15 protein-coding genes are annotated in these 23,134 nt (G+C 71.3%); 9 read left to right on the top strand and 6 right to left on the bottom strand.

Annotated elements, in window-relative coordinates; translation table 11 throughout:
* Nucleotides 1-124 precede the first annotated feature (124 nt).
* Both WMF45_RS50510 and WMF45_RS50505 read right to left on the bottom strand, forming a co-directional pair.
* Nucleotides 125-3,211, bottom strand: coding sequence for an AAA family ATPase (locus tag WMF45_RS50510; protein ID WP_012241760.1), 3,087 nt, complete (start codon nt 3,209-3,211; stop codon nt 125-127).
* A 424-nt stretch (nt 3,212-3,635) separates the two neighbouring features.
* Nucleotides 3,636-5,309, bottom strand: coding sequence for a protein kinase domain-containing protein (locus WMF45_RS50505; protein WP_437714581.1), 1,674 nt, complete (start codon nt 5,307-5,309; stop codon nt 3,636-3,638).
* 536 nt (nt 5,310-5,845) lie between these two features.
* Here WMF45_RS50505 and WMF45_RS50500 point away from each other — a divergent pair.
* Together WMF45_RS50500 and WMF45_RS50495 are read left to right on the top strand one after the other, a co-directional pair.
* Complete coding sequence (locus tag WMF45_RS50500) at nt 5,846-6,973, top strand: serine/threonine-protein kinase (RefSeq protein ID WP_437714579.1); 1,128 nt, start codon at nt 5,846-5,848, stop codon at nt 6,971-6,973.
* Nucleotides 6,974-7,002: 29 nt separating this feature from the next.
* On the top strand, nt 7,003-7,989 hold the full coding sequence (locus tag WMF45_RS50495) for an NAD(P)H-quinone oxidoreductase (RefSeq protein WP_437719672.1): 987 nt from the start codon (nt 7,003-7,005) through the stop codon (nt 7,987-7,989).
* A gap of 13 nt (nt 7,990-8,002) precedes the next feature.
* Here WMF45_RS50495 and WMF45_RS50490 read toward each other — a convergent pair whose 3' ends face one another.
* The gene (locus tag WMF45_RS50490) at nt 8,003-8,554 is read right to left on the bottom strand and encodes a DUF2452 domain-containing protein (protein WP_437714577.1); all 552 of its coding nucleotides are present in this window, start codon (nt 8,552-8,554) and stop codon (nt 8,003-8,005) included.
* On the bottom strand, nt 8,529-9,713 hold the full coding sequence (locus WMF45_RS50485; protein WP_437714575.1) for a hypothetical protein: 1,185 nt from the start codon (nt 9,711-9,713) through the stop codon (nt 8,529-8,531). Before WMF45_RS50485 ends, WMF45_RS50490 begins: the two co-directional genes overlap by 26 nt.
* Nucleotides 9,714-9,919: 206 nt before the next feature.
* Between WMF45_RS50485 and murA the strand changes: the two genes are divergently transcribed.
* The 5 genes from murA (at nt 9,920) to sucD (ending at nt 15,267) form a co-directional block, all read left to right on the top strand.
* The gene (murA, locus tag WMF45_RS50480; protein WP_012241754.1) at nt 9,920-11,188 is read left to right on the top strand and encodes a UDP-N-acetylglucosamine 1-carboxyvinyltransferase; all 1,269 of its coding nucleotides are present in this window, start codon (nt 9,920-9,922) and stop codon (nt 11,186-11,188) included.
* Nucleotides 11,185-11,814: an ATP phosphoribosyltransferase gene (gene hisG / locus WMF45_RS50475; protein WP_437714573.1), complete on the top strand. Its 630-nt coding sequence runs from the start codon at nt 11,185-11,187 to the stop codon at nt 11,812-11,814. Before murA ends, hisG begins: the two co-directional genes overlap by 4 nt.
* A gap of 139 nt (nt 11,815-11,953) precedes the next feature.
* Complete coding sequence (locus WMF45_RS50470; RefSeq protein WP_437714571.1) at nt 11,954-12,886, top strand: hypothetical protein; 933 nt, start codon at nt 11,954-11,956, stop codon at nt 12,884-12,886.
* Between the two features lie 207 nt (nt 12,887-13,093).
* Nucleotides 13,094-14,290: an ADP-forming succinate--CoA ligase subunit beta gene (gene sucC, locus WMF45_RS50465; protein ID WP_437714570.1), complete on the top strand. Its 1,197-nt coding sequence runs from the start codon at nt 13,094-13,096 to the stop codon at nt 14,288-14,290.
* A gap of 95 nt (nt 14,291-14,385) precedes the next feature.
* Complete coding sequence (gene sucD / locus WMF45_RS50460) at nt 14,386-15,267, top strand: succinate--CoA ligase subunit alpha (protein ID WP_437548122.1); 882 nt, start codon at nt 14,386-14,388, stop codon at nt 15,265-15,267.
* Nucleotides 15,268-15,681: 414 nt separating this feature from the next.
* Here the strand turns inward: sucD and WMF45_RS50455 are convergent, their stop codons facing one another.
* Nucleotides 15,682-16,722: an oxidoreductase gene (locus WMF45_RS50455; protein ID WP_437714568.1), complete on the bottom strand. Its 1,041-nt coding sequence runs from the start codon at nt 16,720-16,722 to the stop codon at nt 15,682-15,684.
* A gap of 458 nt (nt 16,723-17,180) precedes the next feature.
* Between WMF45_RS50455 and WMF45_RS50450 the strand changes: the two genes are divergently transcribed.
* Together WMF45_RS50450 and WMF45_RS50445 are read left to right on the top strand one after the other, a co-directional pair.
* On the top strand, nt 17,181-18,185 hold the full coding sequence (locus tag WMF45_RS50450; RefSeq protein WP_437714566.1) for a hypothetical protein: 1,005 nt from the start codon (nt 17,181-17,183) through the stop codon (nt 18,183-18,185).
* Entirely contained in the window at nt 18,091-19,542 is a 1,452-nt protein-coding gene (locus WMF45_RS50445) for an HTTM domain-containing protein (RefSeq protein WP_437714565.1), read from the top strand. The genes WMF45_RS50450 and WMF45_RS50445 overlap by 95 nt, the downstream gene beginning before the upstream one ends.
* Nucleotides 19,543-19,575: 33 nt before the next feature.
* Here WMF45_RS50445 and WMF45_RS50440 read toward each other — a convergent pair whose 3' ends face one another.
* Nucleotides 19,576-23,130, bottom strand: a complete 3,555-nt coding sequence (locus WMF45_RS50440; protein WP_437714563.1) for a PHP domain-containing protein — start codon at nt 23,128-23,130, stop codon at nt 19,576-19,578.
* Nucleotides 23,131-23,134: the final 4 nt, after the last annotated feature.

Genomic DNA, 23,134 nt, shown 5'->3' with positions numbered 1-23,134 from the left:
GGGGCGCGCCGGCGCCGCGCGGGCCGGCGGGGCCTCTGCGCCGCGATCTAGGGAACGCGCGACGACGGCGGACGGCGGGGCCGCCTTCGCGTGGGCGGAGGGCACGCCAGCGGCCCCCACCGGCTCAAGAGGCCCCCAGCTCACGCTCGATGGCAGCGGCCTGCTCCTGCAGGGCCTCCGCCTCGCCGAGGTGGCCGCTCAGCCGGTGCAGCTTCGCGAACTCCCCGAGGAGCCTCGCCTCCTCGCGCCGGTTGCCGATCTGCCGCTCGACCGTGATCGCGCGCGAGTAGAGCGTGCGGGCGGCGTCGTACCGGCCCTGGACGGCGTAGGCCATGCCGAGGCTCGCGAGCGTGAGCCCCTCGGCCGGCAGGTTGCCCGCCTCGCGCGCGGCGCGCAGCCCCTCCTCCCAGTAGGTGCGCGCGTCGTCCGGCTGCTGCATCGCCCAGTGCGTGCGGCCGAGGCCGAGGAAGCCGAGCGACTCGGACCCGCGATCGCCGAGCTTCTGGGCGTCGGTGAGCACGCGGATGTGCTCCTGCCGCGCCTCCTGGTAACGCCCCCTCGCCTCGAGGACGTCGCGCGCGAACTCGTAGCGCACGACGACGCTCTCGGGCGTCGGCTCCGGCGAGAGCTTGAAGTAGACGCGGTAGAGGCGGGTCGCCTCCTCGTGGGCGTAGCGCGCCGCCGCCTTGCGGGCGCCCGCGAGGAAGTAGCGGCGCGCGTGGTCCACCTTGCCCGCGCGGCGCCAGTGGCGGCCGAGCGCGACGAGCTGGTCCTCGAGGTCGTCGCCGTAGAGGCTCTCGATCGCCTCGGCCGCGAGCCGGTGGAGCTCCTGGAGCCGCGCGCGGGACTGCATCTCGTACGCCGCGTTGCGGAGGAGCGCGTTGCTGAACTGGAAGCGCCGCTCCGTCATCTGCGACCAGATGCACTGCGCCTCGCCGATGCGCACGTGCTCCTCGAGCACGGAGGCGTCGGGGAGCATCAGCGCGAGCACGCGCAGGTCGAACTCGCGCCCGAGGACGGCCGCGGCGACGATCGTCTGCTTCACCTTCGCGTCGAGCCGGTCGAGGCGCGAGATGAGCAGGCTGTTCACGTTCTTCGGCGGCATGAACGTGTTCGAGATCGAGATGGAGCTCGAGCTCGATCCGTAGCGCCCGTCCTCGAGCCAGTAGGCGAGGATCTCCTGCGCGAAGAACGGGTTGCCGCCGGCCGTCTCGCAGAGGAGCGTCGCGAGCATGTCCGGCATCGGGCCGCCGAAGAACGGGACCGCGAGCGCGAGGAGCTGCTCGCGCGGCAGCGGCTTCAGCTCGATGACGTTCTCGGAGATGCCCGGGTCGAGGGGGATGCGGACGGGGGTGCCGTCGTCCTTGCGCCGCGTCGTACAGATGATCGCGATGGGCAGCCCCCGGCACGCGCGCGCGATCACGCGCACCGCCTCGAGCGAGTCCTCGTCGGCCCAGTGCGCGTCCTCGAGGTGCAGGATCACCGGCTGGAGCGACGCCTCGGCGAGGAAGACGAAGCTCAGCGCCGAGAGCGTGCTCGTGTACCGGAGCTTCGGGTGCAGGCGCTCGTACGGCGAGTCCTCCCAGCGGATGCCGATGAGCGCGGCGAACACCGAGCGCGCGCGATCGAGCTCGCGCTTCAGCGCGGCCTGGCTCTCGGGCAGGCGCTCGAGGAGGTACTCGAACGCGTCGTCGAAGTTCGTGAGCTTCTCTTCCTTGCCGAGCGCGGAGGACTCCCAGAAGTACTCCTTCAGCGCGAACTCGAACGCGTTCAGCGAGCTCTGGAGCGTCTGGTCGCAGCGCGCGTCGATCCACAGGAAGGGCCGGTCGCTCTGGTGCTCCTCGCACCGGTGGCGGAAGCGCTGCACGAGGTAGCTCTTCCCGAGCCCCGGCTCGCCGTCGATGTACGTGATCCCGGCCGGCTTGCCCTCGAAGATCGGCCCGACGTAGCGCACGAGCTGCTCGATCTCCGCCTCGCGGCCGATGAGGCCGAGGTCGTAGAACTCCTTCTGGACCGAGATGCGGCGGCGCTCCAGCGAGTAGACGAGGATGGGCAGATCGAAGCCCTTGAACCGGAAGATGTTCTCCGTCGTCCACTGGTAGCTCGTCTCACCGGCGCGGAAGACCTGCTCGTCGGCCCAGATCGCCGACCAGGGGGCCTTCGCGACGAGGCGCGCGGCGAGGTTCGTCGCGCGGCCGATGCACGCGAACTCGTGGCGCTCGGTGCCGCCGTTGAAGCCGGCGTACCGGACGTCGCGCGTGATCCCCGCGCGGAGGCGCATCTGCCGGAGGCCGCGCTTCTTCAGCTCCAGCGCGAAGTCGAGCGCGCGATCGTTGTCGTTCTCGTGGGTGATCGGGGCGCCGAAGTGGATCAGCGCGGCGATGCCGAGATCGCCCGCGTCGATGCCCGTGAAGGTGCCGCCGTAGAGCTCGGAGAGCTCGTGCAGGAGGCGCGTGAGCTCCGCGAAGCTCGGGATCTGCTCGAACGAGAGGAAGACGCTCGTGACGTTGCGGAACTCGCCCTCCGGGGGCATGTCCGCGACGCCCCTCGCCACGAACGCGGTGCCCTCGCCGCGCGGCGGGTTCCTCGGGACCTGCGGCATCCTGGGCGCCGGCACGTCGCCGAGCTTGTAGACGCCCTCGCCGTGGTACTTCGCGCTCGCGGGCGGGATGCGGTCGCAGAGCGCGCGGTCGAGGAGGATGTCGCCCTTCAGCGCCTGCCGCTCGATCGCGACGCACGCGGCGAGCGCCTGCCCGTGGAAGTGGTAGTACGCGCGCTCCGGGGAGATGCGGACGATCCCCCACTCGACCGAGCCCCACGCGAGCCCCATCCGGAACGAGAACGGGAAGCTGCCGAAGGGCGTGTCGCGCTCGGGGTGCTCCGCGAACAGGTCGCGCATCGCGAGCGCCGCGCCGAGCACGTACTCCGCGACCTTGCGGTCCGGCGTGTCCTGGAACAGCGCCGTGAACGCGTCGCCCGCGAAGTTCGTGATGAAGCCCCCGGCGTGGTGGACCGCGGCGATGAGCGGGTCGAAGTAGTACCGGAGCGTGCCGGCGAGCGTCTCCGCGCCCGCGCGGCCGTGCTGCATCAGCTTCTCCGTGAGCTCGGTGAAGCCGGGGATGTCGATCATCAGCACCGCCCCCGTGAAGCTGCCCTCGGTGTTGCCGAGAGCGTCTTGCTGGATGATGAAGTCGGGGACGAGCGGGTTCATTTCCTTGCTCCTCAGCAACGGATCCCGCTTGGAATCGGCCTGGGAAGCGCGTCTGCGGGACGCAGAGCCTGGAGTCTACTGCCGGCGGGAACGGATGAATACGGGGATCTTCGATCGATCGTTCGGTTGGTCGTTCGGGCGGTCAGCGCGGCCTGGGTTCGCCGCTGGATTTGACGTTCGCCGCGCTGCACGGGCCGAGCGAGCGCGTGTTCGTGCGCGTGTTCGTGCGCGTACATTTGCGCATGTTCCGGAGAATGCGGCACATCGTCTCCTTCACCGTCACCGCGCGCGCCGAGCGCAGGGTGCCCGTCAACGGAAAGCCTGGAACAAGGTGCCTCCGAGCCGGCGAGGATATCCGCCCAGAGCGGCCGCGCGGTGAAGACAGACGGGGAGACGACGATGGGGTGTGGGGGGCGCCGGAGGGTCATCGTTCGATCTGGATATCCAGCGGCCGAGGAGAAGGAGGCGGAGGCGGGGACGGCGCGTCGGGGGCGGGCGCGGGCCTGGCGGCCGGCCGGCCGGAGTACGGGCGAGGCGCCGGGGCGGCCGGAGGCGGCGTCGGCGCGGCAGGCGTGCTCGTCGGCGCCGCGGCCTGCTTCGTGAGCGTGGCGACCAGGCGCACGGACTGATCGGAGGGGCCCTGGACGATCGAGTACGGCTCGTACCCCTCGTGGCGCACGGTCAGCCGGCGCGGGTTGGCGCGCACGGAGCTGTTCGAGAGCGACAGCTGGAGCGGCGTGTTCCCGAGCGGCTTGCCGTCTTCCAGCACCTCGGCGCCGGACGGCATGGACTCGACCATCAGCACGAACGACCCGACGTCGGCGGGCGGCGGCGCGGCCTGCGGCTTCTCCGGTTGCGCGGCGGCCGGCGCCGGCGGCGGCTCGCTGGAGCGCATCTGCGACATCGCGACCCCGATGCCCGCGACGGCGAGGACGCCCACCGCGACGAGCACGATGCCCTTTCGGCCCTGCGGCGCGGCGTCCGCGGGGCGCGAGGCGGCGCCGAGCGAGGCGTCGTCCACCTGCGAGGTCGTGGCGCCGGACGTCGACGTGGGCGACGACGAGCTGGCGGGGATCGCCGTCATCACGCGCACGGGCGGCATCGGCGTCGGCATCCTGCCGGTGCCGGTGGAGTCCATGGTCACGAGGCCCGTCGAGCCGAACGCCGGGGACAGGCCCATCGCCTGCGCGCACTCGCCGAGCCCGCGGATGAGGGCCTCCATGTTGGCCGGGCGGCCGTCCGGATCCTTCGACAGGCAGCGCAGCACGAACGCCTCGAGCGGCTCGGGCACGTCGGCCTCGGGGTTGCGCTCCTTCATGCGCGGGACGGGCTGCTGCAGGTGGGCGATCAGGATCTGGACCGAGTTCTGCGCCTCGAACGGGACCTTTCCGCAGAGCATCTGATAGAGGATCACGCCCAGCGAGTACACGTCCGTCCGCAGATCGACCTTGCCGTGCGAGATCTGCTCCGGCGACATGAAGCGCGGGGAGCCGAGGAACGAGCCCTGCTGCGTGAGCTCCTCCGAGTCGTCCGCGAGCACCTTCACGAGGCCGAAATCGAGGATCTTGACGAGCTCTCCGGTGTCCTCGCCGGGGACGAGCATGACGTTCGACGGCTTCAGATCGCGGTGCACCACGCCGTGCTTGTGCGCCTCGCGCAGCCCGCGGGCGATCTGCCGGGCGATGCCCATCGAGTCGGGCGCCGTGAGGCGGCCCGCCTTGCGCAGCCGCCGGAAGAGCGTCTCGCCCTCGAGGAACTCCATGGCCATGAAGTACCGCTCGGGCTCCATGTTCTCGACTCGGCCGTAGTCGAAGACCGTGACGATGTTCGGGTGCTGGAGCCTGGCGAGGATGCTCGCCTCGAGGAAGAAGCGCTTATGAAAGTTGGGGTCGATCTGATTCGATGAGTTCGTGGGCGTCAGGACCTTGATCGCGACCTGCCGCTCGAGGGCGATCTGCTCGCCGCGATAGATGACGCCCATGCCGCCCGTCGCGAGGAGGGAGTGGATCTTGAACTTCTGATTCAAGACCTTTCCCAGCAGCGGATCGGACTCACCGCTGGCCGAGGCACCGTCCGAAAGCTTCTCCGCCGTGCTCATGGCCTCTGTCTCTTTCCCCTTCCCATCCCGCTGGCCCCCACTGCTGGCAGTCGGGGAAAGCGTACCCCGAGCCCGTCACGCGCTGCCCAACGCTCGATTTACGTTCGATCTTACGTTCGAATTACGTACTGGCTTACGTGCTGGTCAACGTTCAGGTCGACGTGCCGCCTTACGTTTCGTCTTACGTTCCGGATTACGTTTCGCCTTACGTTCGGGTGCAAATTCTGGTACCCGCCCCGCTGCGGTAGCTCTCGCGCTCGTCGGGTTGGCTTCTTTCGGACCGGCTGCGGCACGCTTGAGCTCAGCCTACCGTAAGCCGCGAGCCGATCCAACCCAGCTGCTGAAGATGACATGGGTTGGCTACCCAACCACACGCTGTGGGCGTGCCCCCCCAGCCGGGACGCTCGCTCCCTGAACGAGCTTGCTGCATGGGCGGATGTACCCGTACTCTGACCGGGTCCCCGATGCCGCCGCAGCACTTCATCCGATGCCAGGCGTGCGGGTTGCCGCACCCGTCGGACACCGAGAGGTGCCCGGTGCACGGCACGGCGCTCACGCCGAGCGTCGCCCCGCCCTCCTCGACGCGGGTACCGCCGACGAGCCGGGGCGAGTCGGGGTGGCCGGTGGACGGGCCGCTGCCGCCCGATATCGATCCCGATCAGCCGCGGCCGACGAAGGAAGCGCCGCTCGTCGGCCGCCTTCTGCACGACCGCTACCGCATCCTCGGCGTCATCGCCAAGGGCGGGATGGGCATGGTCTACGACGCGATCCACATCGGCCTGCGGCGCCGGGTCGCGATCAAGACGCTCCGCGGCCAGTACGCTCAGAGCAAGACGGCCATCGCGCGCTTCCACAACGAGGCCGCCGTCGCCGGCCGCTTCGGCCATCCGAACATCGTCGAGGTCTACGATCTGGGCGTGCTCGACGACGGCACGCCCTACCTCGTGATGGAGCGTCTCGAGGGCGAGACCATCACCGAGCGGCTCGCGCGCGAGCGCCCCATGCCCATTCCCGTCGTGCTGGACGTGGCCGTCCAGGTGCTCAGCGCGCTCGTCGTCACGCACACCGAGGGCATCCTCCACCGCGATCTCAAGCCGGACAACATCTGTCTCGTCGGCGGCGACCGGGGCCCGCTCACCGTGAAGGTGCTCGATTTCGGCGTCGCCGAGGCGTTCAACACGGGGGTGGCGCCGTCGATCCTCGTCTCGATGGCCGCCGCGGGGAGCCACGCGGTCGCCGGCACGCCGGCGTTCATGGCGCCGGAGCAGGCGCAGGGCGTCCGCGATCTCGACGCGCGCGCGGACCTCTACTCGGTGGGCATGCTGCTCTACGTGATGCTCACCGGGCAGCTGCCGTTCAAGGCGCCGACGGCCGCCGCCCTGCTCGCGGAGATCCAGCGCGTGAAGCCGATCCGCCCGCGCATGCTGCGACCCGAGGTGCCCCACTCGCTCGACGTGGCGACGATGCGCGCGCTCGCGCTCGACCGCGAGGAGCGCTTCCCGAGCGCGGCCTCGATGATGGACGCCCTCGAGCAGGTGCAGATCGAGGCGGCGATCGGCGGCAACGCGCCGGCCGAGCCGGAGAAGGAGCCGGCCGATCCGGACTCGGAGAAGGTGGAATACTTCTACCGGAAGAGCGTGCTCCCGCCGCCGATGGAAGAATGAACGGCGTGAGCGCCACATTGAAGATGAAGATGCGCGCCGTCGTCATCCGCGAGCCGGGCGGGCCGGAGGTCCTCGAGGTGCGCGAGGTCGATGCGCCCGAGGTGCCCGACGGGCACGTGCGCGTCGCCGTCCGCTTCGCCGGGGTGAACCGCGCCGATCTGCTCCAGCGGCTGGGCTTTTACCCGGCGCCGCCCGGCGCGCCGCAGGACGTGCCGGGGCTCGAGTACTCCGGCGTGGTCGAGGCCACGGGGAAGGGCGCGCGCCGCTTCGCGCCGGGTGATCGCGTCTTCGGCCTCCTCGCGGGCGGCGCCTACGCCGAGCGGGTCGTCGCGCACGAGCGCGAGGTCGCGCCGGTGCCGGACGGGCTCACGGACGAGGAGGCGGCGGCGGTCCCCGAGGCGTTCGTCACCGCCTACGACGCGCTCGTCACGCGCGCCCGGCTGGCGCCCGGCGAGCGCGCGCTGGTGCACGCGGTCGGCAGCGGCGTGGGCACGGCCGGTCTCCAGATCGCCCGCGCGCTCGGGTGCTTCGTCGTCGGGACGTCGCGAACGCAGGACAAGCTGGATCGCTGCCGCGAGCTCGGGCTGCACGCCGGGATCGCGACGTCGGGCGCGACGTTCGCGGGCGAGGTGCTGAAGGCGACCGGAGGCGCGGGGGTCGACGTGGTCCTCGAGCTCGTCGGAGGCGCGTACGTCGGCGAGGACATCAAGGCGTGCGCGCCGAGGGCCCGGATCGCGCTCGTCGGGCTGACAGCCGGCGCGTCCACGGAGCTCGATTTGCGCGAGCTCCTGCGGAAGCGCATCGAGCTCTTCGGCACCGTGCTCCGCTCGCGCCCGCTCGAGGAGAAGATCGCGGCGGCGCAGGTGCTCGAGCGGAACATCTCCCCCTGGCTCGCGAGCCGCGCGGTGCGGCCGGTCGTGGACCGGGTCTTCCCGATCGGCGATGCTGCGGCGGCGCATATTTACGTCGCCAGCAACGCGTCGTTCGGGAAGGTGCTGCTCCAGCTCGGCGGGTGAGCGAGCGCCGCGGTCAGCCGCCGCGGCCGGTGAGCCGCGCGAGCGCGCCGGCCTCCGCGTCGTGCGCCTCGGCCTCGTCCGCCGGCGTCCACGACATGTCGACCTCGAGGCGGTACGAGCCCTCGAACGCGTGCGGCGGCGAGCCGCCCCACTCCTCGGGCGAGAGCATCGAGAGGTAAGGGACGCCGTCGCCGCGCCGGTACAGGTGGTAGACGTGGCCCGGCCGCTTCTTGAAGCTGCACGCGGCCCGGTGGAGCTCGCCGTCGCGCTGCGCCGCCTCGAGGACCCGCCGCGCCTCCTCCTGGAGCGACCGGATCTGCCGCGCGATCTGCGCGAGCTTGCCGCCGGTGACCGCGCCGAGCAGCGCGTCCGCCTGCTGGATCTCCCGCGCCACGTCGACGAGCTCGTGCGGCGCGGAGAGCCGGCTCAGGGGATACGGCGAGGTGCGGGAGGGCCCCTCGTGGCGGCCGCCGCCGTGCTTCGTGTAGCCGTCGTCGCTCATGCGGTCCGCGTCGTCATGGATCGTCCACGGCCCGGCGTCACGGGTCAGGGCACCCGTCTTCATCCGCGACGCCGTCCTCGTCTTCCTTCTGCGTGGGGCAGCGGTCCTCGTCGTCGAAGACGCCGTCTTCGTCGTTGTCCCCTTCGGGGCACCCGTCGTCGTCCTGGAAGCCGTCGCGGTCCTCCGCGAGCTCGCCGCACTGATCGACGTCGTCCGGAACGCCGTCCTCGTCGGCGTCGTGGACGCGCGGGGTCCAGGCCACCGAGAGGACGGCGCGCAGCGGCGCGGTGCCGACGCCGCCGGCCAGCGCCGTCTCGACGCCGGCCAGGAACGAGACGTCGCCCAGCGCGTAGCGCGCGGCGAGGCCGAGCTCGAGCGCGGCCGCCTCCTGGCTCGCGAACGGCGCGATCGGCGAGAGCGGGAGGTGCCCGTGCGCCTCCAGGAAGAACGTCGCGCGCCCTTCCGGGTCGATGCCCAGGATCTGCGGCCGGAACGAGAGGCCGAGGCCGAAGGGGAGCTCGTGGCCGAACACCGTGGGGCACGGGTCGTCGCCCGCGGCGGAGACCGGGGTCGCCTGGCACCCGAAGCGGGCCTCGCCGGCGCGGAGCTTGACCCCCGCCGCGAGGTGCGCGCCGAACGCGATCAGGCGGTACTCGGCGAGGAGCCGGAGCTCGTTCGTGACGCCCCCCTCGCCCACGAACGACGCCTCGTCGCCCGTGGGCAGCGTGAAGCGCTCGTGCAGCGCGAGCGCGAGCCCGCCGAGATCGCCGCCGGTGGGCTGCACGAGCGTGAGCTTGCCGACGAGGCCGAGATCGCCGAGCGCCTGCGCCGGGAGCCACGTGTCGCCGAGCACCCGCGTGGCGTCGGACATGGGCGCGTCGCCGGTCTGGTGGAGGACCACGGGCAGCGTGAGCCCGACGAGCAAGCGCCGCGCGATGCCCACGCCGGCCGCGAAATCCGCGCTGACCTGGTGGCGGATGACGTCGAAGCGGACCTCGCCCGAGGCGGGATCGCGCAGCACGATGGGGCGGTAGGCGTACGAGGCCCAGAGGCTCGCGCTCCACTCGCCCGTGTCCGGGGTCGCGGCGGGCTCGAGGTAGACGCCGGCCCCGGGGTCGATCGAGGCGCGGAACCCGCGGAGATCGGCCGACGGCTGCGCGGCCGCGAGCGGGGCCACAGACGCGGCGAGCAGCGAGGACAGGGCGATGGCGCTCGGTCGCATGGCCGGTGGAGACTAGACGAGCGCGCGGGAAGCGCACGGGAAAGTGGGCCCCGTGCTCGGCGCCGGCCGGCGCGCCCCGCGCGGCGCGCCGGCGGCGATCGCGACGGCCGGCGCCGAGCACGGGGCGAAACGCGGCGCGCGGCGCGCGGCGCGCAGGCGGCCCCCGAAACATCGCGTTCCGCCGCGGGTTGTGCGATAGCGGGGGCATGGACTCCATCCGGATCCGGGGCGGGAAGCCGCTCTCCGGCAAGATCCGCATCAGCGGCGCGAAGAACGCCGCGCTGCCGATCCTCTGCGCGACGCTGCTCTCCGACGGGGAGAGCCTGCTCCGCAACGTGCCCGCGCTGCGCGACATCGAGACGACCTCGGCGCTGCTCCGGTTCCTCGGGCGCAACGTCGAGACCGCACCGCCGCTCGTGAAGGTCGGCGCCGGCGACAACGTGCGGCCCGAGGCGCCTTACGAGCTCGTCAAGCAGATGCGCGCGAGCGTCATGGTCCTCGGCCCGCTGCTGGCGCGCTTCGGCCGCGCCAAGGTGTCGCTCCCCGGCGGCTGCCAGATCGGGACGCGCCCGGTGGATCAGCACCTCAAGGGCCTCGAGGCGCTCGGCGCGACGATCCGGCTGTCGCGCGGCTACATCGTCGCGGAGTGCAAGCGGCTGCGCGGCGCGGAGGTCGTGTTCGATCTGCCGACGGTGACCGGCACCGAGAACCTGATGATGGCCGCGGCGCTCGCGAAGGGGCGGACCACGCTGGTCAACTGCGCGCGCGAGCCCGAGGTCGAGGAGCTCGGCCGGGTGCTCAACAAGATGGGCGCGCGCGTGAGCGGCGCCGGCACGGACGTCATCCACATCGAGGGCGCGGACGAGCTGGAGCCGTTCGACCACGCGATCATCTCCGATCGGATCGAGGCCGGCACGTACATGGTCGCGGCGGCCGCGGCCGGCGGCGACGTGCTGATCGAGAACGCGCCGCTCGAGGACCTCGAGGCGGTCGCGGCCAAGCTCCGCCAGGCGGGCGTCGAGGTGGGCCGCGAGGGCGACTGCGTGCGCGTCCGCCGCGAGGGGCGGCCGCTGCGCGCCGTCGACGTCACGACGGCGCCGCACCCGGGCTTCCCGACCGACATGCAGGCGCAGTTCATGGTCCTGATGTGCCTCGCGCAGGGCACGTCGCGCATCGTCGAGACCATCTTCGAGAACCGCTTCATGCACGTCCCCGAGCTCGCGCGGATGGGGGCGCACATCGACGTGGACGGCCACACGGCGCACGTGCACGGCGGCGCGCCGCTGTCGGGCGCGACCGTGATGGCCACCGATCTGCGCGCGAGCGCGTCGCTCGTCATCGCCGGGCTCGTGGCGACCGAGGGCGAGACCGAGGTGCTGCGCGTCTACCACCTGGATCGCGGCTACGAGTTCATGGAGCGCAAGCTCGCGCAGCTCGGCGCCGACACGGCGCGCGTCGAGGGGCGGGACGGATGACGAAGCCCCTCACCATCGCCGTCCCCAAGGGGCGGATCCTGAAGGACCTCATCCCGCTGGTGCGGCGCGCGGGCCTCGACAGCACGCCCCTCGAGGAGAACGATCGCCGCCTGGTCCGGCCGACGGCGGACGGCGCGTTCCGGTACGTGTTCCTGAAGCCGGACGACGTCCCGACCTACGTCGAGTACGGCGCCGCCGATCTCGGGGTCTCCGGCCGTGACACGCTCCTCGAGCGCCGCCACGATCTCTACACGCCGCTCGATCTCGGCATCGGCCGCTGCCGCCTCGTCGTGGCCGGGCCGGAGGATACGCCGATGCCCGATCTTCCGCGCGTCGCCACGAAGTACCCGCGGATCGCCGGGGATCACTTCGCGAGCAAGGGCGTGGTGGCCGAGATCATCCCCGTCCACGGCTCGGTGGAGCTCGCGCCGCTCGTGGGGCTCTCCCACCTGATCGTCGATATCGTCGAGACGGGCTCGACGCTGCGCGAGAACCGCCTCGAGGTGCTCGAGACGGTCACCGAGGTGAGCACCCAGCTCATCGCGAACCGCGCGTCCTACAAGCTGCGGAGCGACGTCATCCGCCCCCTCGTCGAGCGCCTGCGGGCCGCGACGGCGGGGCGGTGATCGCCGCGGGGGCGCTCGTCACCGCACGCTGATCGACGACCGCCGCCGTCCGGAGACCCAGAGAGAGGAGGCCCAGCTGCTATCGCATCTCGCCGCGCTCCCGGCCGACATCGACACCTGGGTGGGAGGGGGGACCAGCGTGGTCGCGGGCGTGCACCGCGAGCAGCCCGCGGCCCTTCGCTTCGACGCGCTCGCGCAGGCCGAGGTCGGGCTCCGGCTCGCGAGCGGCTCGCTGTACTTCCGGCTCGATCTCGACGTGCAGGCGACCACGGCGCCGCTCGGCCTGCCTGCGTTCGGGCTGCCGGCGTTCGTCTACCCCACGTGGTCCTTGCCGACGCCGGGGATCAAGATCGGCCCGCCCGAGTGGGCGATGCTCCAGATTGGCCGGGAGGATCACCACCTCCGGCTGGGCATCATCACGCACCCGATTGGCATGGAGGACTGGGACGGCTGGATCAACTATTTCCCGACGACCTCGACCATGATCAGCACCGTCCCGGGCCGGATGCTCGGCGTCGAGCCCGGGCTCGTCCTCGGCGAGGGATACGAGATCAACCTCTTCGGCGGCTTCGATCTCGACGTCGACGCGCCGACGTTCGGCGCCGGTCTCACCACGATGCAGCCGCTCTGGTCGACCTGGTCGGGTGTCGCGCTGTATCCGTCGATCGATTTCTACTCGGCGGTCGTCGCCCTCGAGCTCTACCCGGCCGAGGCGCTGTCCGTGTCGATCGACGGCAGCGTCGGGCTGGTCGGCGCGGCGGACGAGGCGGGAGCGATCGCGCTGAATCCCTGGGTGGGAGGCGAGATCATCGCCAATGTCCTCCCGAAGGTGGCAATCCATCCGGTCTTTCGAGTCCAGGCTCTTCATGAACCGGGAGGCGCCCTCTCTGCCTTTCTGTTCGCGCCTCAGCCGAGCGTCTCCGCGAGCGCCGGGCTCACCTGTACGCCGTTCGATGAGCTCAAGATCAGCCTCGAAGGCAAGGTCTCCAGGGTCGAGGACGACATCCTGCCCGGCCTGTTCGCCCTCGTGGCGCTCCGCCGACCTGAGCCGCCGCCCTACGCCGCCAAGTGAGGCGACGGAAGCGGCGCCGCGCCGCCGCACTTTTCCATGGATGGGTGAGCCGGCACGAAACACTCGAAACGTAACGTGCCGGAACGTAACAAAACGTAACACGTGACTCGCGCGGGCAGGCAAGGCACCGCGCACACGGACGTCCGTCGGCCCTGTTTTTCGAGTCTCGCGCGGGCGCGGCCTTGTGATAGGGTGGCGGCCCCTCTCATGAAAATCCACGAGTATCAAGGCAAGCAGCTCTTCGCTCGCTACGGAGTGCCGGTACCGAAAGGGGAGCCCGCTTTCCAGGCGAGTGAGGTGGCGCCGATCGCCGATCGGCTGATCGCCCAGACAGGCAACCCGGTCGTCGTCGTGAAGGCGCAGATCCACGCGGGCGGCCGCGGCAAGGGCGGCGGCGTCAAGGTCGCGAAGGGTGGCAGCGCGGAGGCGAACGCGCTTGCCGAGAAGATCCTCGGCATGCAGCTCGTCACCAATCAGACGGGCCCCGAGGGGCAGAAGGTCCGGCGGCTCTACATCGAGCAGGGCCTCGACATCGCGCGCGAGCTCTACTTCGCGATGCTCGTCGATCGCGAGCGCCGCCGCGTCGCGGTGATCGCCTCGACCGAGGGCGGCATGGACATCGAGGAGGTGGCCCACAGCACGCCGGAGAAGATCTACAAGCTCTTCATCGATCCGGTGCTCGGCCTCGCCCCGTACCAGGGGCGGCAGCTCGCGATCGCGCTCGGGCTCACCGCGAAGGAGACGCAGCGCCAGTTCCTGAAGCTCGTGGCCTCGCTCTATGCGTGCTTCACCGCGGAGGACTGCTCGCTGCTCGAGATCAACCCGCTCGTCGTGACAGGCGCCGGCGACGTCTTCGCGCTCGACGCGAAGGTGAGCTTCGACGACAACGCCGAGTTCCGCCACGCCGAATGGAACGGGATGCGCGACGTCGACGAGGAGGATCCGGTCGAGCTCCAGGCGAAGCGGGCCGGGCTGTCCTACGTGTCGCTCGACGGCGACATCGGCTGCCTCGTGAACGGCGCCGGGCTCGCGATGGCGACGATGGATATCATCCTCCATTACGGCGGAAAGCCGGCGAACTTCCTGGACGTCGGCGGCGGCGCCTCGCAGGAACAGGTGAAGACCGCGTTCCAGATCATCCTCCGGAGCGAGCGGGTCCGCGGCATCTTCGTGAACATCTTCGGCGGCATCATGCGCTGCGACGTCGTCGCGGCCGGGGTCATCGCCGCGGCGAAGGAGCTCGGGCTCAAGGTGCCTCTCGTGGTGCGCCTCGAGGGGACGAACGTCGAGGCGGGCCGCAAGCTGCTCGACGAGAGCGGCCTGACCATCCAGTCGGCGAGCTCCATGGCCGACGGCGCGCAGAAGATCGTGGCCGCCACGCGCGGCGGCAAGGCCGGCGCCTAGGGCGCCCGCGTGCACCGAGCCTCGAACCCAGTTGAGCAGCGAGCCAGCGGCGGTGGCCGAGCTCCTGTCCACGTTGAAGGTAGAGTAATCAAGCGATGAGCATCCTCGTCAACAAGGACACGCGGGTCGTCTTCCAGGGCATCACGGGCGCCTACGGGTCGCAGCACGCCCGCGCCTGCATCGAGTACGGGACGAAGGTCGTCGCCGGCGTGACGCCGGGCCGCGGCGGCCAGCGATTCGAAGACAAGGTGCCGATCTTCGACACGGTCGAGCAGGCCGTACGCAACGAGGGCGCCGATGTCTCGTGCATCTTCGTGCCGCCGGTCGGCGCTGCGGACGCGATCACCGAGGCCATCGATGCGGGCTGCAAGCTCGTCATCTGCATCACCGACGGCGTGCCGGTGCTCGACATGATCCGCGTCCGTCGCTTCCTCGAGGGGAAGCCGGCGCGGCTCATCGGGCCGAACTGTCCGGGCGTGATCACCCCGGGAGAGTGCAAGATCGGGATCATGCCGGGCCACATCCACAAGAAGGGCCACATCGGCGTCCTCTCGCGCTCGGGCACGCTGACCTACGAGGCGGTCGGCCAGCTGAGCGCTCTCGGCATCGGCCAGTCGAGCTGCGTGGGCATCGGCGGCGATCCGGTCGGCGGCATGGACTTCATCGACGTGCTCGAGCTCTTCAACCAGGATCCCGACACCCACGGCGTGGTGCTGATCGGCGAGATCGGCGGGACGGCCGAGCAGCGCGCGGCGGCGTGGATCAAGAAGAACATGAAGAAGCCGGTGGCGGCGTTCATCGCCGGCCGCGCGGCGCCTCCGGGCAAGCGCATGGGCCACGCTGGCGCGATCATCGCGGGCGGCGAGGGCACGGCGGCCGAGAAGATCGCGGCGCTCGAGGCGGCGGGGGCCAAGGTGGCCGCCACGCCGGCCGAGATGGGCATCGCGATGCAGGCCGCGATGGCGGCGGCGCGCTGATCTTCTGGCCCGAGAGGGCGCCGAGCGTGCAGCGGCCTTGCTGTGCGTGATCTTCCGAATTGCCCGGCCCGTGGCGAGGGTGCTCGTTGGGCGGGGTGGGGGCCCCGCCGAACTCGCCCGAGACATCTCTCCTCCGGCTTCGCCGGAGGAGAGATGTCTCGGGCTCAAACATCGGCCCATCCCCCACCCCGCCCAACGAGCACCCTCGCCACGGGCCTACCGCTGTCCCTTTTTAACCCACCTCGGACATCGGCCCATCCCCCGGGACTACCGCTGTCGTTGTTGACACACCTCGGATATCGGCGCATTCCCACCGCCCCACAAACACCCTCGGTACGAGCAGACGGGGGTCGCGAGAGGCTGTGCCCTTGAGCGCTTATCAACGCTAGCAGCGGTCTTCCTGCGCGGCGTCGATCACGCCCCCAGCGATATCGTCCGCCGCTCGGCAGCGCTCTTCATCGCGGCCTCGATGACGCGGATCACGTCGCGCGCCTCCTCGGCGCGCACCGGCGGCGGGGCGCCGTCGAGGATCGCCGCCGCGATGCCCTCATAATAGGCTTCGTAGGCGCCGGACAGGCTCTCGATCACGCGGCGCTCGCCGCTCGCCTTGACGAGCGTACCGAACCAGCGCGGGTCCTCCCGTCCCCACTCCGGCACGCCCGGGCGCATGCCTGCCTTGAGGGCGTCCTCCTGGCCGTCGATCCCGTACTTGAGGAAGCTCCCGCCGTCGCCATGGACCGCGAAGCGCGGCCCCGGCTCGGGCACCAGCGTCGAGGAGCGCACGATCACCCGGCGCTCGCCGTAGTCGAGCGTCAGGTGAAAATAGTCCACCGTGCGCGCCCCGGATCGCTGCGCGAGGACGTCGGCGGTCACCGCGCGCGGCAGGCCGAAGAGCACGAGCGCCTGGTCGATCAGGTGCGCGCCGAGGTCGTACAGGATCCCCGAGCCCGGCGCCTCCTGCTCTCGCCAACCCTGCTTGATGGCCGGGCGGAAGCGATCGAAGTGCGCCTCGTACGAGGCCACCTCGCCGAGCAGACCCTGCTCGATGCAGCTGCGCACGGTGCGAAAGTCCGCGTCCCAGCGGCGGTTCTGGAAGACCGAGAGGAGCCGGCCCCGGCGCTCGGCCAGCGCGATGAGCTCGTCGGCCTCGGCGCTCGTGATCGTGAACGGCTTGTCGACGACGACGTGCTTGCCCGCCTCGAGCGCGGCGCGCGCGAGCGGGAAGTGGGTCTCGTTGGGCGAGGCGATGACCACGAGGTCGATCCCCGGCTCGGCGATCAGCACCTCGGGCGTCGGGTGCACGGCGACGCCCGAATGGTCGGCCATGACCTGGCCCTCCCGGCGGGTCGCAATGGCGGCGAGGCGCAGCCGAGGGATGGTCCGTATCAGCGGGGCGTGGAAAACGGCGCCGGCAAGACCATAGCCGACGAGGCCGACAAAGATGCGCTGGGACATGGCAGGACAGGCTCGTCCGGGACGCTAGCCCGAAGAAGCGCTGGGGGGAAGCCCGGCCGCGAAATCGCCGAGGAGCTTCCAGAGGCGCGTGACGGCGGCCGGCGAGCCACCACAGGCATCCGCAACACCACGATTCGCCCCTGGCGAGCCGCCACAGACATTCCGCAACGCCGCGATCCTACCCGGCGAGCCGCCACAGGCATCCGTCACGTTCGCTGTCGCGCTCGGTGATATGCCCAGAGCATCCACATCGCTCGTCATCCCACGAGGCACTCCGCACAAGGCATCTTCGAACCCCACGAGCTCACGACGAAGGCCGGCGCGAGCGGCGATCGCGGGAGAAAAGTGGTCAATGTGCACCCAATGTCGTCGCCCGTGCCACCCATCGCCGTGGAACGAGTCAGTTCGCACAGACGCGGCGCGGCAGTTGCGATACCCTCCTGCGCTTGGAGGCTTTGATGCAAGCCAGGAGCATCCTTTCCGTGGTGGCCCTGACCACCTTGTTCGCCGGCAGCCCCTTCGCGGCAGGGTGCAAGACCACCGCCGAGGCCAGCGTGACCGAGGAGTCGGTCCAGGCGGCCCCCGTGGCCATCGAAGATCCGTTGACCGAGGAGCACGACGGCGGCTCGGTCGGGTGGGATTTCGCGCCCGATGGCACAGTGAAGGCGATCGTGAAGGCGCCTGACGGCAAACCCATCGACAAGGACGTGAGCGGCACGCTCAGCTGGAAAGGGCCGAACGGCGACGCGCAGGCCCCGCTCGCGCTCGACGCGAAGACAGGGCTCCTCGTCGCGACCGGGCCCAAGCTGGAGGCCGATCTCACCGAGGTGAAGTACAACATCATCGTCTCCGGGAAGCCGTGGAATGGCACGCTCCACGTGCCCTCAGGGGGCACGAAGGTCATCGTCGAGGGCGCGAGAAAGGCCGAGAAGAGGCCCATCCCCCCCGGCAAGACGGGCCCGAACGGCGGGGTGATCCAGGTGGTCGGCGACGACACGATCGAGGTCGTCGCGGACAAGGCCTCCGGTCAGGTCAGGGTCTACGTCCTCGACGCGGACCTGAAGCCGGTCCCCGTCGGCGACCGCAAGATCAAGCTCGGCTTCGTGGGACAGGGCTCCGAGCTCGTCGTGCTCACCCCCGGCCCGGGCGGCCTCTACTGCGTCGGCAAGGTCGCGGCGAAGGTCAACCCGGTGAAGCTCACCGTCGTCGTGGCGCACCCGACGCACGCCGACGTGGTGCTCGTCGGCTATCGCCCCGGCGTGCACGTCATCGTGGGCCCGAGCGCTCCGGCCGTGAACGTCGTGGTGGCGACGGCGTGGAACGTGGATGTGAGGGTCAAGACGGCTCCAGGCGTGGTGGTGGTCCACGATGACGACGACGACGACGATGACGACGGCCGACCGGTCCACATCCACGTTCACGGCAAGCACAAGCACAAGCACCACCCCCACCACCGCCACTAGGAGCCCCCTCGCGCGGCGCTGGGCGGCCTACCTCACCGCCGAGGTCGACGCCGCCTCGCTCGCCGTCTTCCGCGCCGGCTATGGCGCCCTGATCGCATGGGAGGTCGTCCGGTACGCCCTCCACGATCGGATCTACCGCTATTACATCGAGCCCGACTTCTTCTTCAGCTTCGTCCCCTTCGTCCGCCCGTGGGGCGGGACTGGGATGTACTGGCACTTCGGCGCCCTCTTCGTCCTCGCGCTGCTCTGCGCCGTCGGGCTCTTCTACCGGGTGAGCGCCGCGCTCCTCTGCGCCGCGCTCACCTATGTCTTCCTCCTCGACAAGGCACAATACCTCAACCACCTCTATCTCCTCTGCCTCCTCGGCCTGCTGCTCGCCGCCGCCCCGGCGCACCGCGCGCTCTCGCTGGATCGCCTCCGCGCGCGCCGCGCCTCGCTGGGCGGCGCGCCGGCGGAGACCGTGCCGCGCTTCTATCTCTTCGCCCTGAAGGCCCAGATCGCCATCGTCTACTTCTACGGCGGCGTCGCGAAGCTGAACGGCGACTGGCTCCGGGGGCAGCCGCTCACCATGTGGCTCGCCGCGCACGGCGACGCGCCCCTCGTCGGGCCGATCCTTGCCTCGCCGACAGCGGGGCTCGCGCTCTCGTATGCGGGGCTCTTCATCGACCTCTCGATGGGCTTCCTGCTCTTCTCACGGCGCACCTTCCCCTTCGGCGCGGCGCTCGCCGTGGCGTTCAACCTGTCCAACGCCCTCCTGTTCAAGATCGGTATCTTCCCCTACGCGATGATCGCGTCGCTCGCGCTGTTCGGCGATCCCTCGTGGCCGAGGCGGCGGCTGCCCTTCCTGTTCAAGGGCGCGGACGCCCCCGGCGACGTCGCCCGCGCCCCCTCGCCCGCCGCGTCGCGCCGGAGCGCGCTGCCGCTCGCGCTGCTCCACGGGTATCTCCTGTTCCACCTCGTGGTACCGCTCCGCCACTGGGTCTACCCGGGCGACGTCGCCTGGAACGAGGCCGGACACCGCTTCTCGTGGCGCATGAAGCTGCGCGACAAGAACGTGAGCGAGCTCGGGATTCACGTGCTGGATCCGAGGACCGGCGTGCGCGAGCCGCTCGACGTCGAGGCGTGGCTCACGGACCGCCAGCTCGATGAGATGTGCACGCGGCCCGACATGATCGTCGACTTCGCGCGCCACGTGGCCGACCGATTTCAGGCGAACTTCGGGGTGCGCCCCATCGTCACGGCCAGGGTCGTCGCGTCGCTGAACGGAGGTCCCCTCCGCGACCTCGTCGATCCGACGCTCGATCTCGCGTCGCAGCCGAGCGGCCTCCTCGCGGTCGTGCAGCCACCCCAGCACTAGCCACCAGCGCGGCGGCCCCCGGGTGGAATGGCGCTACGGCGACGCCTGCTTGTCCTCGCAGCGGCCGAGCACGAAGATCCCGCAGACGCGCTCGTTCACCAGGCACTGCTGCCCTTCCGGGCACTGCGACGGATCGAGCACGGCCGGGTCGCACGGCCTCGCGCAGAACGGAGGCGGGCCGCGCGGGGCGTCGTAGACGCCGTTGCCGTCGCGATCCAGGAAGATGGGGTTCGTGACCGCGTAGGGCGCCACCGGGTACCAGTCGGGGACCGGCGGCGACGCCGTGAAGAACCGGGAGAGCGCCTCGACCTGCGTGAACGCGAGGCTCGCGACACGGGGCAGCTGGAGCTCGCCGAACGACACCGGCAGCGCGACCGGCGTGAGGAGGTTCTCGTCGCGCAGGCCCATCGCCACCACCACGACCCAGCCGTCCGACGACGGCGCCGGCAACACGAGCCGCTCGTCGACGTCCACGATCGCCGACGGCCCCGAAGGCGGCTCGAGCACCCGGACCAGGCGGCCGCTCACGTAGACCTCGACGCGATCCACGCCGAACCAGCTCGCCGTCTCGATCCGCAGGTCGAGCGGCACCGTGTCGCCCTCGACGCGCGCCAGGCCGCCGAACGTCGCGCCGCCCACGCTCGCGCGGACGAAGGGCCCGTACGTGGCGAACGCGCTGCCCGCGCGGAGCGCCCCGGTCGCCTCCTCGAGATCGAGCGCCGCCGGCTGGTCGGTCGGCGAGCGGAAATAGGTGCGCGGGAAGCCCGGCTCCAGCGAGGCGCCGTGGCTGTCGCTGCTCCCCACCTGCGTCGGCGAGAAGCCGTGGTCGAGGTAGCGGAACAGGTCGTCGACCTGGCCCGCGTGGAACGTGCACGGCCGATCCGCGTCCTCCGGCGGGACCGCGCCGCCCTCGCCTCCCAGGCACAGCGCCTCGCCGTCGGCCGCTGTCGTGTCGAAGTCCCAGACGGCGTCCTGCTCCTCGGGCGTCCTCGTCAGGATCCGCTTGGTCACGCTCCAGGCGAGCGCCGAGCGGGCGCGCTGCTGGCACGCCGCGTACCGCTCGCCAGGCTTGCACGCCGGCAGGCCACCAGGGAGCTCGGCGCACGCCGCGCGGAGCGACGCCTCGTCCGCCGCGGCGTCGATCCGGGACAGGCACCGGTTGAAATCGACGACCTCCTGCACGGTGGGGGTCCGGAGCAGATCGAACCGCTTCCCGTTGAAGACCTCCATCGCGTCGAAATCGCAGCTGCCCGCCTGGAACAGCGGGTTGCTCGCCTCGAGCGTCGGGATCGACCGGCGCAGCGTGAAGGGGTCGACGCCGAGCTGGTCGATGTACCCGATGAACCCGTCGCGCGGGTGCGCGACGATCACGAGCGCGTCCTCGCCCTCCGCCGCCGTGCCGCGCACCCCGTCGATCACGTCCCCGCCCGCGCGGCAGACCCAGTCGAAGACGCCGTGATCCGGCACGTCGAGCTCGTCGTAGCGGAGCGGGAAGCCGATGAAATGCCCGAGCTCGAGCGTCGAGACCTCGGCGCCGACCGCCGTCTTCAGGTGCGGCTCGAGCCCCAGCTGCCTCACCGCGGGCTCGAGATCCGTGTGCACGTCGTGGTCGGTGGTCACCGCGACGTCGAGCCCCTCGACGACCGCCGAGGTCACCCGCTCCTCGAGCGGCAGGCCGCTGTCGAAGCTCGGGCGCTGGTGCAGGTGCATGTCGATCGACATCCAGCCCGTCGAGTCGACCTCGCGCGGCACGACCGCCTCGATCCGCCGGACCTCCCCGGCGCGCACCTCGAGGTCGGGGAGCTCGAACCGGCCGAACTCGGGCCCGCGCGTGGCGAGGACGCGGTAGCGCCCGGGCTCGATCTCGACAGCGCCCTCCCCCGTCGCCGATCGCTCGATCTGCTGGACGCCGCTGCCGAGGCGGCCGTGGCCGAGGTAGACCCGCCTCCTGCCGTCGCCCTCGAGCGGCTGGCCCGCGGCGTCGAGCGCGACGAACGTCAGCTTGGCGGGCGCGAGCCGGCCCCCCTCGTCGACCACCCGGTACGCGATCCGCGCGGGGCTCGGCAGCTCCGCCGCCACCGAGACCGTGGCCCCGGCGCCGAGCGCCACGCGGATGGGCGCCGACACGGCGGTGCCCTCGGGGTTCTCGGCGACGAGCAGGTAGCCGCCGGGCGCGAGCCGCGCGTGGAAGTCGCCGTCCTCCACCGGATCGAGCCCGAGGTCGGCGTCGATGGAGCTGAGCAGCCCGACGTCCCCCGAGCGCGTGAGGTTCGCCTCGGCAACGTCGTCGACGCTCGCGAAGGCGGCGCCCGGGTCGGGGTCGCGGAAGACGTGGACGCGCGCGTTCGGCACGGGCGCGCCCGTCGACCGCCACCGCACGGCGCCCTCGAGCGATCCGGTCGGCGTGCCCCGGGCGCCGTACACCACCTCGGCGACGCTCGCGATGTCGCCCTCGCCCACGGCGAAGTAGCGCTCGTAGGTGAACGACCGCTTCCTGTCGCACGCCTCGTCGTCGGAGTCCGCGGCGAGGCAGCTCCGCCCGGCGCTCAGGAAGGCCGTCGCCGCGCTCGTGAAGACGGGGACGTTGACCATGGAGGGCGGGCCGCCCGCCGGCGCCTTCGTGAAATAGCCGTAGCTGACGTCGCCGCCCGCCGCGGCGACGAAGTCGAAGCTGAGCGGCTGCTGGAACGTGTCCCGGCCGGCGAAGAGGGCGTCGAACACCGCCTTCTCCTCGTCGAAGCCCATGCCGGGGCCGAAGATGTCGTTCTGGTTGCCGAAGAAGACGAAATCACCGGCGACGATCCCGCCCTTCTGCTCGGGATGTCCGTTCCGCTCGTCGCCAAGGATGCCCCTGAAGATGTCCGAGGGTCCCGCGTAGTTGTCGAGCGAGAGCGGCTCCCCGCACGCGCACGCAGGGCAGCCGTCGTCGCCCGCCGCGAGGCCGTCCTCGCACTCGAGCGCGCACGAGGCGACGCTCGGGCACCCGAGCACCTCGTCCGGCAGGAGGAGCGTCGTGCGGATCGTGACGAACCGCTCGCCGGGGCGCAGGACGTAGTCGGTGCGGAAGCGCATCGCCGGCTTGAGGCCGTCGAACAGGAGGCCGAGCAGGTCCTCCTGGGTCTTCAGCACGCCGAGCGCGTGGAAGAGGAAGCCGCCGTCGCCCTCGACCCGGACGACCGCCTCCTGCCCGTCGGAGCCGTCGTTGACGACGAACACCTCGGTGGCGCCCGGGTCGGGCACGAGCAGGTTGGCGACCGGGAACGACTCGGCGAAGCGGTCGCGGCCCGACGCGCTCGCGAAGCGCGGATCGGGGCGGCGCAGGTCGGCGTCGACAAGCGAGCCGCCGTAGACGCCCGGCCCCGGCGAGTGGCGCGGGCCGAGGATCGCGACCCGGATCTCGTCGTTTTCCAGCAGGAAATCGCCGACGTCGGCCATCGCCACCGGGCCGCCGACCAGCTCGAACCGGTTCTCGATCGGCTTGGCGCGCAGGAGGTTCGGCTCGTCGCAACCGACCAGGCCGAGGAGGCCGAGGAGGCCGAGGGCGCCGCGCGGCGCGGGCAGGGCGAGGGCGGAGCGGCGTCTTCGCATGGCG

Origin of the sequence: Sorangium sp. So ce448 (assembly GCF_051520915.1) — a bacterium.
GTDB classification, from domain to species: Bacteria; Myxococcota_A; Polyangia; order Polyangiales; family Polyangiaceae; genus Sorangium; species Sorangium cellulosum_B.
Note: the sequence above shows the minus strand (reverse complement) of the source record. Positions and strands in the feature narration are given on the sequence as shown.